Annotated in this window: 10 protein-coding genes and 1 pseudogene; 8 read left to right on the top strand and 3 right to left on the bottom strand. The window is 52.6% G+C overall.

The genetic code is table 11. From position 1 onward, the window contains the following. Window positions 1–28: 28 nt before the first annotated feature. Together PSH73_RS27155 and PSH73_RS26780 are read left to right on the top strand one after the other, a co-directional pair. A pseudogene (locus PSH73_RS27155) lies at window positions 29–160 on the top strand (hypothetical protein); the annotation flags it as partial. Between the two features lie 135 nt (window positions 161–295). Then, on the top strand, window positions 296–1,213 hold the full coding sequence (locus PSH73_RS26780; RefSeq protein WP_305461689.1) for a TnsD family Tn7-like transposition protein: 918 nt from the start codon (window positions 296–298) through the stop codon (window positions 1,211–1,213). A 51-nt stretch (window positions 1,214–1,264) separates the two neighbouring features. On the opposite strand, the gene PSH73_RS26775 is transcribed toward PSH73_RS26780, so the two are convergent. Continuing rightward, entirely contained in the window at window positions 1,265–2,098 is an 834-nt protein-coding gene (locus PSH73_RS26775) for a TniQ family protein (protein WP_305461687.1), read from the bottom strand. 239 nt (window positions 2,099–2,337) lie between these two features. On the opposite strand from PSH73_RS26775, the gene PSH73_RS26770 reads away from it, so the two are divergent. Further along, window positions 2,338–2,559 carry a hypothetical protein gene (locus PSH73_RS26770; protein WP_305461685.1) on the top strand — a complete coding sequence of 74 codons (222 nt, stop codon included), beginning with the start codon at window positions 2,338–2,340 and terminating at the stop codon, window positions 2,557–2,559. Window positions 2,560–3,127: 568 nt separating this feature from the next. Further along, a complete protein-coding gene (locus PSH73_RS27150) occupies window positions 3,128–3,247 on the top strand; it encodes a transposase (RefSeq protein ID WP_370694609.1) in 120 nt (39 codons plus the stop codon). Between the two features lie 262 nt (window positions 3,248–3,509). Here PSH73_RS27150 and PSH73_RS26765 read toward each other — a convergent pair whose 3' ends face one another. Together PSH73_RS26765 and PSH73_RS26760 are read right to left on the bottom strand one after the other, a co-directional pair. Continuing rightward, window positions 3,510–4,877 (bottom strand): DNA-processing protein DprA, encoded by a 1,368-nt coding sequence (locus PSH73_RS26765; RefSeq protein ID WP_305462743.1) that lies wholly within the window; start codon window positions 4,875–4,877, stop codon window positions 3,510–3,512. Next, window positions 4,877–6,952, bottom strand: coding sequence for a RecQ family ATP-dependent DNA helicase (locus PSH73_RS26760; RefSeq protein ID WP_305461683.1), 2,076 nt, complete (start codon window positions 6,950–6,952; stop codon window positions 4,877–4,879). Before PSH73_RS26760 ends, PSH73_RS26765 begins: the two co-directional genes overlap by 1 nt. Window positions 6,953–7,599: 647 nt before the next feature. On the opposite strand from PSH73_RS26760, the gene PSH73_RS26755 reads away from it, so the two are divergent. The 4 genes from PSH73_RS26755 (at window position 7,600) to PSH73_RS26740 (ending at window position 14,149) form a co-directional block, all read left to right on the top strand. After that, complete coding sequence (locus PSH73_RS26755) at window positions 7,600–9,453, top strand: DEAD/DEAH box helicase (RefSeq protein WP_184316046.1); 1,854 nt, start codon at window positions 7,600–7,602, stop codon at window positions 9,451–9,453. Then, the gene (locus PSH73_RS26750; RefSeq protein ID WP_305461680.1) at window positions 9,450–9,878 is read left to right on the top strand and encodes a hypothetical protein; all 429 of its coding nucleotides are present in this window, start codon (window positions 9,450–9,452) and stop codon (window positions 9,876–9,878) included. The genes PSH73_RS26755 and PSH73_RS26750 overlap by 4 nt, the downstream gene beginning before the upstream one ends. Before the next feature lie 441 nt (window positions 9,879–10,319). Continuing rightward, entirely contained in the window at window positions 10,320–12,242 is a 1,923-nt protein-coding gene (locus PSH73_RS26745; RefSeq protein WP_305461677.1) for an ATP-dependent endonuclease, read from the top strand. Then, a complete protein-coding gene (locus tag PSH73_RS26740; protein WP_305461675.1) occupies window positions 12,239–14,149 on the top strand; it encodes a UvrD-helicase domain-containing protein in 1,911 nt (636 codons plus the stop codon). The genes PSH73_RS26745 and PSH73_RS26740 overlap by 4 nt, the downstream gene beginning before the upstream one ends. Window positions 14,150–14,277 lie beyond the last annotated feature (128 nt).

The raw sequence follows: 14,277 nt of genomic DNA, 5'->3' as shown, positions 1-14,277 counted from the left end.
AGCGAAGCGCAGTGCCGCGCGAGCCGCGATGGCTGGTAACTCCGGAACTGGTCTTAAGATGAGCTTAGGCCTCACAGCGTCAGGTTTCCTCAAGCATGCGTCCTTTCGATATTGCGAAAGCTGCGTTGCTGAAGACAGTCGCAATTGCGGCTCGGCCTACTGGCACCGTATTCACCAAGCGATGGGCGTTTGTGTTTGCCCCCTGCATGGGAAGGCGCTCCGCGCAATTACATTTCCGGATGGAGCCGATTGGCGCTGCATGCTGCTCCCGGGAGAGGCAGTAGGTTCCCAGATCATGGAGACTCCTGCCGAATCTGCATTTGATATCGTAAGTCAGATGCAGTTATGGGCTCTCAATCATCCTACGGATGTGCAGAGGCTCCTAGCTGGTAACTTCCTGGGATACCGGTTGGAGACGATGGGATTTCTCAAGTCCGGCAGGATTAAGGAGCAGGCGTTACGGGCTTTCTTGACGCCGAGTCTTTTACTTAGCTCTCTCGCTAATGAGTTTCAGGAGATCTGCCACTCCTGTGACTGGGTATTTACAGTCTTGCGCCCCCGCGAGAGGGTCATACAGCCTTTGAAATTTTATTTTCTTTGCTGGCTCCTTGAGACAGACCTCGAACAGCTAAGGGCTTTCGATCCTCAAGCTGATACTTGCAACGAAGAAGCACATAAAGGCAATGACCCTGGTACCACTATCGATCACGGCGAAGTCCAGGCGCGTCGGGCAGTGTTTTCAAGCAGCCTCAATATGAAATGTCATGAAAAGCCTGGCTATCAGTGGCTGTACCGCCATGATAGGGAGTGGCTAGCAGATTACGTGTCTGCACATCCCTTTATCCGATTAAGGCCGGAGTTAGTCGATTGGGACGCACGAGATCTAGCGCTAGCTCGAGATCTGCTAGTGGCGAGGGATCAGATCCTATCTACACAGAGCAGGCCTCAAAAGATCACCCGCGCGGCGCTGGGCAGGAAAGTCGCCCATAGCTACGATTTTTTGAGGAGGCCAGGTAAATTTCCAATAAGCTTTTTACTGATGAAGGACATGCTGGAATCTGATCATGACTATCAAATTCGTAAAATCTACTGGGCAGTGAGGCATTATCTTCCGCCTGAGCAAAGCGCTGTGAGTGTTGTATACCGATTTGCCGGAATCAGGGTGCCTCATGTCACTGTGGAGGAAGTATTACATATACTTTCAACCGCATGATTTACTATCAATAAATTCTACGCTTTAGAGTCAATAACTTATATGTGTTAACTATTTTACTTGTCGAGCAGATGCTTCGCTCCTGAGCAATAAATTAAAATATATTTCGGCAGTCTGGCACCCAAGAAACGCGAATATAGTGTAATTGTTGTCTGAGTAAGTATTGGAAATAGGGGTTTTTACGTCTACGCCGAATTTGGTTTTTATAAGATTTTTTATGAAGTTTTCATTTTGTTTTATTTCATTTTCATATCTCAAGCGAATACTATTAATAATCACCCAATCAGTTCTATATGACATAGGCGTGGCACCATTGTACGTCAACAAGTCGGCAACAAATTTTGAATAGGCGAAGCTGAATGAGTCTTGCTCTTCGACTTGAGATTTATATTTTTGGCTGCATATGCTCAGTTTAGAAATCTGATGGTTTTTTATTAGCGTTAAGCATGTTGTGCATCTATCCATGAGTCTTGAGCCATGCACGCTACAGACTTGTACCGACGTAGGGACATGTCTCCGGTGGACATATGCCGTGCCATAGTTTTCAAAATCCTCTAATGCACAAATAGGACAAATTTTCCTCCAAACCGCTGGGGTTACAGCAATATCTTTTCTAGTTCGCGCAAGTGCCGCAGTCAGCGGGTACAAGGTATGGTTTTTTAGAACTTCTTCAGATACGTTTCTTTCTGTAAAGAAATCAGGGAATTGAAATACGGCGTGTGCTCTAGATTCATATTTATCACCAAGTGCGTTTCCGTAGCCTTTTCTGGGCAATGGTTTTATGTGAAAGTCTTTCAACGCTACTGTTTTGAGGCCCATCATCTCGTTCCCTCTCTGTAGCACAGACGCAACATACTCCCCGGGCAAGGGCGTAAAAATTTTCATCAGTTATTCCGTAATCGGCCTTTCCTGGCAGCGCTGCAAGCGCACAAGCCGGCTATTCTACTTGATAGTTATCCGTTTGATGATTCACCTGATTTTTACTAGGCTATTGCCCGGTCAGCGGTCGCGTTTTGAGATGATGCCGCCGTGGCTAATGTTTTAGATGACGGCCTGCTCAGGCGGATCTTGAGGTATCAGCTTGGATAAGCGCGCATCAGTGAACCTGGCTTGCGAGGATGCAAATGAAGGGACGTCGTAAGGTTAAAACTGACAAATGGCATATGCGCGATCAGTTCATTCGCGAAGCCCGGGCCATACTCGCTTCAAAGCCGGACGCCGGCCAGCGTTTTCTGCGTGTCGCGGCGCAGACGGAGCTTGAGGAGCCTGTCGGACTACTTGCTGGTAGCCTCGAGGCACCGGAAGGAATTTCAACAAAAAACACTAGCTCGTTAACTGAGATGTAGCAGTTACCCGAGCCAAAAACCTATTCTGGTTAGCGGTCCTCAGTTCCTATCTCAAAGGGATGCGCAAGCAGCTGATTGCAGCTTATTTTACCGAGCGTCCAGTTCTGAAATAGTTGTCCTCAGGTTTCAGGTCTTCATGCTATGACGAGATACGGGGCATGTCGGAGCTACCCGATGACCACAAACTCGCTCGCGGCATCTACCTGAGTAGCGCTACCTGACTTGCTGCCTTTCATCTCTGGATTAAACGCTGGCCGCTAAACTGCTCTGCCATTACCACCAGAGTTGATTGCACGAGCGCACTATGACGGTGTGGCGCGATCCTTGGCTCGTGAACGCGAGCGTAGCGTTGCAGTGCTGATGCTTAGCTACCAGCGCAAATATCCAAATATATCCTGTTGACTATAATTTATAGTCGACAGGATATATTTGGATATGCGCAGGCGTTCCGGGAACACACCTTCCGCACTCCAGCATTAGGGACGATGATGTCCGCGTATTTCTACGCGGACGCGATCGCCCTATCGCCTGGATTTTCATGCGCCAACGACGCTCTTAGCCGAAACCGATCAAAGTCCAGGTCGTTCAGGAATGCCTGCAACCCGGCGCGACCCTCTCCAGCGTTGCCATCGCCCATGACATCAATGCTAATGTCATCTGCAAATGGATGCCGCTCTACCGGGATTAGTCAGCTGCAGCGCCGCCTGCGTTTGTTCCGTCGAAGGCTTCGTCTAAAGGGCGGACTAGGGCAGTGGCGGTCATTGAGATACTCGTTGGCGAACTATCAATCACGGTCAAATGACAAATTTCCCATCCTGAGTGATGCGCACGCTTTGTGCGTGAGCTTGCCAAATAATCCGCATCGACGCCATCTGGTTCGCCATCGAGCCCATGGATAAGCTCGCCGGCACAAAGACCGAGTTGGCTAGGGTGCATAACCACCTACAACGCTACTTAAACAACTCAGATCGCTTAACCACGTAGCCCACAGGCTTTTTTTGCTTTTCGATAACACCCTCTTCAACAAGGCGCTGAAGCCATGCCTTTGCCTGCCCATTTGTCACGTCTAAAGCCGCAGCAATATCAGCATCTTTTGTCGGGGTTATCAGTAGCTTTTTAATCAGATCTCTTACCGTAGCAAAAAGTACATCCGCGTGATCCACTTGTACCCTTGGGAAGGAATCCATTACTTCAGACACAACTTTCAACGTTGGCTCAACAGCATCTCTGCCGACGCAATTACTTATAGGAAGTAGAGGTTCACAAGACGCCTCTAACGAAGTCTGCGACTCTGTCATTGGCTCAGACACCGACAAGCTCTCTATTTCATCAGCGGACGATAATGAGAGTTTTGGTTGCTGAGGCGCGTCTGTGCTAGAAACCTTGATCGCAAATATTTGGTTAAAGGCTTCGACATCCTGAGGATTCGGCCAAAGTATCGCCCCCCGATTACCCAAAGCATCAAGGCCGGTAGAGGGCTCACCCGTTGATCGAATAAATACAGGCACATACTGGAGCTTATCCAGCTGCTCCACAGCACCAGCCCATGTCCCGCCTTTGTTATGGTCCGTGTTCACGACCAAGGATGCATCGGCCAGCGCATAAATGAGTTTATTACGCTGCATAGCATGACCAACGTTGAAGCCGGCATTAGGATCATAAGCAGAAACAAGAACTAATTTTCCATCACGCAAGGAATTCCTTTCCTCACGACTCATGGCAGTTCGCTCTAAGTTTTCCGCTAGAACACCAATGACCTTGCCACCCGACTGCAATGCACCCCGCATTGCAGCCAGATCAGCCCCCCTAGCCCCTCCCGATATAAGTGTTCTGTTGGCACAAGCTGCCAGCCCTCCGATGGACATGGTGTAGTCGACTAATGCGTCGTCGATTTTCCTCGACCCGACGACAGCGAGCCCACCCGATTCAAGCAGCGAAATATCTCCACACCCGTAGAGCACTGCTGGCGCATCAGCACGAAGACGAGCTTTGAGACGTCGCGGATACTCAGGGTCAGCTCGACTAATGACCCAGATAGCCCGTGTCTGCCACCGCTCGACTACCTGGCTCAACAAGAAGCCCCGTCCCAGCAGCCGTTGTAGTCGACTTTCATCTGCTATTGGCCGACATAAACGAAGAATCTCAGTGGATTCCGCGGTAAGAAGATCGGCAGGTTGTTTCTGGATCTGGTGTAAATGACTAGCTAAACGCTTGTATTCGGCAGGCGATAGTAGGTCTGGCGATTGCACGCCACGTCCAACAATTAGTGGTGCCGTAAGCAACAGTATCGCCTGCGTATTGGGTGAAAGAGGTGACATCATTCATCGTGGCCAGTTAGTGAAAGGGCCATAGGCCAAACCTCATCGCAACCGGCTTCTCGTAACAGCCAAGCTGCGACAGTTAGAGTCCATCGAGAATTGACGATGTCGTCAACCAAGAGCACCGGTCCCGCGTGAATTATCTGATCGATTTTAAGCGACCCATCAATGTTGCGGGCCTGCTGAGTAGAGTTTGCCATGGTTTTTTGCTCCGGCCTGTCCTCCGTCTTCGCGAGAACATTGTAAAAAGGTAGGCCTAACGCACTGGCTAGCCTTTTTGCAAAATTGGGTACGATCTCTGGATGCTTCAGAGACGGAATCGCAGCAACCCATTCCGGAGCGGGAGTTGGCCCCCAGTTTTTAATCATTTCGACACATGCCTGAACAAGCTCATCGGAAAAATAGCCGTCAAGATATCTATTATCTCGCACAATTCTGCCCCAACCGGCGTCTCCCCATATACAAAGAGCCTTACCGGGCTGGGCTTGACGATTGGCCGGAATAAGCCCCCTTACGCCATACAGCGGCATTCCGCCGTCAGGCCACTTTTTGCGAGGCTCGATGGGAAGACTCGTACGCCGCAGAAAGGCGACCGCAGCTTTGACCAAACCAACGCTCACTGTACTGGGCAATGGAGGTAGAGCTGGCTTCTTGACCGTACCGGGGACTCCGTCCAGGGCATCAATCAAAAACGCCATATGTTGGCCGAATGGTAATCCGACATAGTCCCTCATTTGTTGGTGCTCACCCTGTCGCAGCGAAGTAAGCCGCTCTGCGCGATCCCAAAAGCTTTGATTAAGGTTTGCCGCGGTAAGCTGCCACTTAGCACCTTGTTTAGCTATAGGCGCTGGCGCCTCCAGCGAAAGCAACGCCACAGTTTTTTCGACCCGGCCCTTACTCAAATTGACTTTGCTGAGCAGCTCCGGGACAGATAAACCATCAGGTGCATCTTCAAGCGCACCTAGAACCTCCGCGACCTCCTCTTGCGTCGGGAAAGCGCTACGGATAAACCAATCGGTGATTTCAGTCTCCTCCTCACCACTGAGTAGCACACCGTAGGCAGCATCTAACGCACGCCCCGCACGACCAACTTGCTGGTAGTAGGCGACCACGGAACCTGGCATCTGATAATGGATCACAAATGCTAGATCGGGCTTGTCATAACCCATGCCCAACGCCTGTGTCGCGACAAGAGCCTTGACTTCATTGTTAGACAGGGCAAGCTCAAATTCCTCCCGACGATCACCAGTCTGCCCTGTATAGGCTTCGACGTTAAAGCCTTGAGATTTCAACCATCCCGCTACTAGCAGAGCATCTCGCACAGTCAATGTGTAAATAATGCCGTGCCCATTCAATGCGGCCAACCTTTCAGCAAGCCATGCAAGACGCTCTTCTTGGCGAGGAAGGCGGATGGTTTGTAACGAAAGCGATGCACGATTGAGATCTCCACAGACAACCTCAATGTTGGGACCAAGCACCGCCTTTAAGTCATCCATAACCCGATTGTTTGCCGTGGCGGTGGTAGCAAGCAAACGAAGGTTGGGAGGCATAATTTTGACCATCCGCTCCAGCAATCGATAGTGTGGGCGGAAGTCGTGCCCCCAATCGGAGATGCAATGCGCCTCATCGATAACTAGCAGGGAGATTCGTGCAGCGACCAGCGCCAGAACCTGGGTACGGAAACGCTCATTAGCGAGGCGTTCGGGCGATATCAGGAGGATATCAATGCCACCAGCAATAAGCTGGCCTTCAATCGCAGCCCAATCCTCCCTGTTGTCTGAGTTAATCGTGGCCGCTCGCACACCCATTCGCTCTGCCGCTACAACCTGATTTCGCATCAAAGCTAGTAATGGCGAGATCAGTAACGCGGGTCCAGCGCCAGCCTCCCTTAGCAGCTTAGTAGCAATGAAATATACGAAGCTCTTACCCCAGCCGGTTTTCTGAACGACTAACAAGCGCTCCTTACCTTCGACGATGTGGCGTATAGCTTCTTCTTGGCCATCCCGGAATGTAGCATCGAGTCGTCCCGAACCTAAACGCAGGAGCTCCAAAGCACGCGCTGCATTATATTCCATGGTATTGCTCTCCATTTACCGTCAGATAGGTGATTGCTGATCCGCTGAGCAAGGTTCGAGTCATCCACTTTTCTCAATCCGCTAACTCGCAACGAACGGAGGGCAGGAGCCCCTCACCGCCTCGCATACCCTATCAGAGCGTGTCGGACGGTGCAGGCCACTTCGAGCAGCATTTTTTTGCGAGGAATGCCTGCATGCCGAATGCGGTACCGAACCCATGCTAGAAGGCGTCTGACCTCTCCCTAAAAAGCCCACAATCACTGGAATTTTCATTGGAGGGGTCGCGGTAGGGACGGCAGTTACCTGCCGCACCCCGCACAGATCCGAACGTGCGGAACTTCCGCAACGGCTCCTGCCTTGGGTACGGGACGCGGAGCGATCCTCGGGATATGGCTGTGCATTTCTGTGGCTTGGTATATAGAGGTCGGCAAGGCATCCGTAGCGTGACCACTGAAGTCGGTTACAATGCTTAACAGCCCAAATGCTCTGCTGTCAGAAGCCTGATGACGGCGAGCTCGAAATATGGATATTTCAATGCTCTGCTTTGTTGCACCTAAACCCCTCATACCTCTGTTCGCCTGTCACCGAGCATTTGCTCAGTATGCGGGCACTTTGGCGCGCGCCGCCGATAGGAATCGCGACTGGCTATGAATTACTTTTTCGAAACGGCGGCTAACATTCTTGGCAACACCAAGCTGCGTACGCCCCAAATTGAGGCATACATCAAGGCGCAGGATCACTTCGCTAGCTCTGGCGAAGATGCGCTGATTGTGCTGCCCACCGGAACCGGGAAAAGTGGGCTGATCTCCATCGTACCCTTTGGGCTGGCCAACGGCAGGGTATTGATCGTAACGCCTAATCTCGTAACGAAGCAGAGCATCCGCAAGACCCAAGAGCTTCTGGAAGACAATTTCTGGATCAATCAGGACATTATTTTCAGTGCTGATGATCTTCCAGTTATCTGTGAGTACAACTCCAAGACTCTCTCCTCTAGCTTGGAGCAGAGCCATTTCGTCTTCTCAAACATTCAGCAGATCCATAGCGAGCGGGCGGGGTGCTTAACCAAGCGCGTGTCGCGAGACTTCTTCGATCTCATCATCATCGATGAGGGTCACCATGCCCCGGCCGAGACGTGGCAAAGAACGCTTGGATATTTCGCGAAGGCCAAAAAGATTTTCATCACTGGCACCCCTTTCCGTGGTGACAAACAAGAAGTCCCAGGAAAGCTGATCCACGAAACGCCTCTCTCCGAAGTCATGCGGGATCGGTACGTCAAGTGGTTGAGGAAAGAGACCGTCAATGCGCACGAACTCTACTTTACCTTGGCAGAGCAGCCGGATGTTCGCCTGTCTAAGGATGAGGTTCTTGCCTTGAAGGACAAGGAGTGGCTAGAACGAAGCGTAGCGCTCTCACCTGAATGCTCTATGGATGTGATTGAGCGAAGCATAGCCAATCTTAGCGAGCTACGTAAGGTATCGCCAAAAGTGCCGCATAAGATCCTTGCTGTTGGGTGCAGCATTTCACATGCGGTAGACCTCCAGACCTGGTACGAGTCCAAGAGCCTGACTGCGGCTATCGTGCACAGCGATATGGAGCAGTCAGATCTTGATGCAGCCTTCCGGGCGATCGACAACCACGAGTGCGACGTTGTCATTTCCGTGAACATGCTCATGGAGGGCTATGACCATCGCTACCTCACAGTGCTTGCCTTGTTCCGTCCCTATCGCAGCATCAACGCGTTTGCGCAGATCGTCGGCCGTGTGCTTCGTGCAATCCCGGCTGAAGAGATCACAGCCTTTGAGGTGGACAACAATGCGGTAGTGATTTATCACGAGGAAACTGGTCTGGATTCGATGTGGGGCTCTTTCCAGAAAGAAGTCGACCGTGCCCAGCATCAACGAACGCGCGAGTACACCATCACCGACACAGAGTACACGAGGAAAGAACATTCCTTAGCCGGCGTCACCTCATCTGATGCGTTCGTGAGCGATCAAGACTCCTACCTAGATGACCTCGATTTCAACAAGATTTTTTTCGAAAAACGGGCTGAAATCGATTCCATCGCGACCCAAAAGCTGCAGGCCATGTCTGCGCTTGCAGATTACGATGAAGCCACCTTGGCGCAGTTCAAGAGCCTCATCATCAATGCTGAAACCAGGAAGGCTGCTCAGACGATTGACCCCAATCTTGTGGCAAAACGGCCTGAAATCGCCCGAAAGCAACTACGCGAGATACTCACAAAAAAGGCCCAAGATGAAGTCGCGACGCTGCTCAGCGACCTCGGGATCGACGAGAAAGCGTCTACTCTTTATCCGAAATTCAGCCGCCACCTAGTGGGAATTCAATCCACCATGCCCAACGACGGTATACTGGTGAGATTTATTAATGCCAAGCTCGTGAAAAAATTCGGTAAGGTCGGTGAACGGGACACAAATGCGCTGTCCAGGTCCATTGAGCATGTCGAGGTAATCATGGCTGAACTGAGGGGTATGTTGAAATGAGTCTCGAATCCATCAAATCGCTTGTTGACGAGCTCACGACCCTCCACGTAACCCGTGGCGTTCAGCCCAGTGAGCTGGTCGACAACCTCTTTGAGGATGAGTATGTCGAGTCCTCCGCACGCAAGACCTCTGACGGGCTGATCTTCGAGCTGACCTTCACGGAGGCGGTCGAGGAGGAATCGCCGAGCAAAGTCACGATGCGCTATACCTACGACTGCAACCGGCATCTTGTACTCGTAGAACAGAAAGTAGCGGCCAAGAGGTTCAGCGTTCAGTGGGATCGTGCCCAGGCAGTACAAGAGCGTATTGAAAAGCTTGAGGTGCTGCTTTCTGCCAAGCTCCCACAAGCCCAAGTCGCACGAATCCTGGCGACAATGCCTAAAGACTACCTTGCTCTCGCCCCTCGGCTTCAACTGGTCGCGTAACCATCCTGCCTTCCTCTCACTGCGGCTGACGTTCCACCAATCATGATCACGCCGCAGTGAGCGTCTGCTTCAGAAGCCGCTAGTCATGGGCCATCACGGAAAAAGTCATCCTTGGCAACCAGCCCGAAGTCTTCATCGGGCGGTTGCGGTATATCCTCGAACAGATTTGCCATCCTCCGCTCTTGTTGGAGGTAAGCGATGGTCGCAAAGGTCTCACACAGGTGCGCCTCATAGCGTTTGCCGTCGTGCAGCACACCATAGCCCCAACATGCTTGTCCAAATGCCCGTGGAGTTCGCATCCCATCCTCAGTAATGGCTCCCTGCTACTAAATTACCCTTCCGACCCGCTTTCTCCCGTGATAAAAGCCAATCACACCCACAGAGTGCACGGACTGCCTTACGCCATCCGGGACAGGCTTTCCAACAGGACGGAGAAGCAAGATGCATTTGAAGCGGATCAGGGCGTCAAATTTTCGGGCGTTTGGCGACGGTACGGTTGCCCCCTCACTTGATTGGGAGCTTGCCCCCGGACTGAACATCCTTGTCGGGGAAAACGATTCCGGCAAAACCTCTGTAATCGACGCGATTCGCTACGTGCTGTGGACAACCAGCTACGAGTTCATTCGCCTCTTCGAAACTGACTTTCACATCACGGGCTCGACACGAGCACGCTCTCTATTCATCGAAGCCACTCTTGTGGACCTAGACCCCGAGCAAGAAGCCTCAGTTCTCGAATGGATGACCCACGAAGCAGACGGGTCTCATAGCTTGATCGTTTATCTGCAGGCGCGTTGGATACCACCGAAGGCCAACAAACGCGGACGGGTCGAGGCAATCACCTGCTCGGGCCCGAACGGCACGGGGCCAGAGATCGGCACGGCGGTTCGCGAGCTCATCCGAGCCACCTACTTGCGCCCCCTTCGAGATGCCGAAGCCGAGCTGCGCCCTGGTCGCCAGTCTCGGCTGTCCCAAATTTTGGGCGCTCATAAACGCATTGACGGGCAGGAGCAAAATGATTTTGACCTCGCGGCTCCTGGTACCGTCCCTAGCAACCTGGTCGGGCTGATGGCGTTTGCTCAGCATCACCTGGGCGAGCATCAGGTCATCAGAGACGTCCAGGACGACATCAACGACAACTACCTGAACAAGTTCGCGTTTGCCGGCGATGCTTTGTCCTCTCGTATCCAGATCGCTCCGGAGCTGGGCCTGCAGCCCATTCTGGAGCGCTTCGAATTGGCACTGCTGCCATCCTCCACCATCGATCCAGGTGAGCGGTGCATTCGCGGACTCGGCTATAACAACGCTCTGTTCATGGCGACCGAACTGGTTCTGCTGCGGGACGGTGATGAACTCGGACTGCTGCTGATCGAGGAACCCGAGGCCCATCTCCATCCGCAACTGCAGGAGCGCGTTCAGCAGCTCCTCGAACGTACCTCCAGCGCGGCGGAGCCAGATAGCCGCCCTGTTCAGATCATCATGACTACCCACAGCCCATCTCTGGCGGCGGGTGCGGACATCGCAAGTCTGACCTTGGTAAACCGTGCGCAACTATTCAGCTTGGCTCACGGGAAGACCAAATTGCTGAAAAGTGATTACGAGTTTTTGAGGCGCTTTATCGATGCCACCAAAGCGAATCTGTTCTTCGCTCGCGGCGTTGCGATCGTGGAAGGGCCAGCAGAGGCGCTGCTGCTGCCTGCTCTGGCTGCAGCTTCAGGATACTCGTTCAACGAACACGGCATTTCTTGCGTTAATGTTGGCGGAGTTGGGCTTTATCACTACGCGCGAATCTTGCAGCCGATTGATGGCTCGGCGATTCCCATTCCTGTCGCCTGCATTACGGATCGTGACATCGTTCCCAATGAGGCCGCCTACATATCTCCTCCCAAGAACAATCGTAAACGATTCGAAAAGGACTATACGCCGGAGGAGATCAAGGCACTGGTCAAAACGAAGGTTGACCGCGCGCAGGGTGGCAGCACAATTGTCTGTGTCTCAGACAACTGGACCCTGGAATTTGATCTCGCCCTTCACGGATGCGCCCAGTTGATGCATGACGCGATTCACTTGGCGAAGAAGGCAGACTCGAGGGGTGAACGGCTGACGGAGGACGATGAGAAGAAGACGATCGTCGAGGCAGGCGAGCGCTGGAAAGAACTCTCGAACGCTGGGCACACGCCAGTGGAGCTGGCGTCACTCATCTATCAGCCGCTCGTTGAAAAAGAGGCATCAAAAGCGATCACCGCCCAATACGCTGCTCACCTGATTTCAACAGGCGACTATGGGAAAGGCGATGAGCTGTTCAACAAGCTGCCGCCTTACCTACAGCAGGCGTTACGGCATCTGACTGGCAGGGCTAAGCCATGACAGTCCCTGTGATCAATGCTGCCGATCTTGCGGCTCTACGCGAACTGACACCCGACTTGAACTTCGATGATCAAGAGCGGCGTGCCGTATTGCTGGAGAACCAGTCTCGTGACATCAACGCCGCGCCAGGCAGTGGCAAGACAACGGTACTATCCGCGAAGCTCCTGATGCTGAGCCGCAGATGGATCTCAAGCCGCGCAGGCGTTTGTGTGCTCAGCCATACCAATGTCGCCCGTGATGAGATTCAACATCGGTTAGGTACAAGCCATGACGGGAGTCGCCTGCTCACGCATCCCCACTTCATCGGGACGATTCACGCCATGGTGAATCAGTTTCTGGCTCTGCCCTACCTGCGAAGCAATGGGATGACTGTCGATGTGATCGACAACGATATCTTTGCTCGCCGGGCATTGGCGTTAGCCCAAGCTAACTTTGGCTTGAATCTGTACATGCAAAAGAATGCGAGCGTAACGCCCATGTTAGAGGGGCTGGTCTACAAAGGTGCCTCTCTGGACCTCGCCAGCGAGTTTGGCTCGCTTCCTAAACCAGGCGCGAAAACCCTTCCGACAATCGTCGGTATCAAAGAAAAACTCGCCGCTGAAGGGATTTTCCGGCACGCGGACATGTTCGCGTACGCAGAACGTTTGTTGACCCTTTTCCCTAAGGTTCGCACCCAGCTATCCCGACGGTTCCCTATCGTCTTCATTGACGAAATGCAGGACACGTCCTGGGAGCAAGAGCGTTTGTTGCAGCTGATGTTCGATGAGACTGTCATCATTCAGCGCTTCGGCGACATCAACCAACGAATCCTTGGAAGCTCGGAAGGCGCGGAAAACCTGACTTTCCCTCGAGGCGACGTACTTCCGATCTCCTCCAGCAAGCGCTTCGGTCCCCACATCGCTAAGTCCGTGTCTAGAGCACAGCTGGCAGGTACCGCTATTACCGGAGAGGGCGAAGACCGTCACGCGTCCATGCTGATCGTCTACAGCACCGGGCGAGTACAGGAAGTGATCTCGACGTTTGGAGACCATGTACTAGACCGGTTCAGCGATACCGATCTGACTAGTGGAAAAGTCAAAGCCCTTTGCGCTCGCAAACAGGGCGATGCTCCAACACAGATAGCTGGCCGTACTCTCCTGGACTACTGGCCGGCTTCGGGTGGCGACCAATCACCCGGACTCAAGCTTGTGCGATTCTGGGCGCTTCTCGGGGGGCCCAAGCCTGCCGTAAACGCATCGTTCTCATCACGATTTGAGGAGATCCGCAGAGCGCTGTTTCTGGTACTGCGCGCGGCCAAGGCAGAAATTGTCGAAGGCTTGAAAACCGACCATCAGTTAATTCGAAAACTGCGTGATGCTGATGAAGATGTTTCAGCCTTCCGGCTACTGATTCGTGATCTGTGCATGAAAAACGTGAGCGATGCGGATGAAGCTAGGCGTATCCGTATCGTGAATTTTTTATACGTGAGGCTGCGCCCGTTGCTCCCAAATCACATGACGCCACAGATATTCGCCGCGCTCCCGGTTTTTGAGCGACCAGAGGCCATGGCTATTCACGGAGCCCACCGGTCCATGTGCTCTATCGAAAAAAATGGTCGCAGCTTAGATATTCATATCGGTACCCTCGCCTCGATGAAAGGCGAAACGCATCTGGCGACCCTCGTCATGGAGTCTCTAGGCCATCCAAGTCGTCGCTTCGACCTACAGCTGGCATTACCCATCATTGCTGGGATTGATACTCGCTACGCTAAAATGCCTGAGACTCAGCTTTCTCAATTTCGAAACCTGTATGTCGGTATGTCGCGACCTACAAGCTTTCTGTGCTTGGCAGTCAATGCAGAACGGGTTTCAGACGAGTGTAAAACGGCATTGACCGATCAAGGATGGACCATCACCCATTTGCTGTAACAGGCCAAGGGGTGCAGCCTTCGAGAGCAAGGGCTTGCTGACAGGCTTTGAGTCGTTAGCACTTCTCAAGTCCCGTAGGTCGTTCTGCCGGCTGCAGTAGAGCAAAGTAAGATTTCTGGGAGGTCTGG

It is taken from the genome of Pseudomonas sp. FP2294 (assembly GCF_030687625.1).
Lineage (GTDB): Bacteria > Pseudomonadota > Gammaproteobacteria > Pseudomonadales > Pseudomonadaceae > Aquipseudomonas > Aquipseudomonas shahriarae.
The sequence above is the reverse complement of the archived record's forward strand: the minus strand, read 5'-3'. Positions and strand labels throughout refer to the sequence as shown.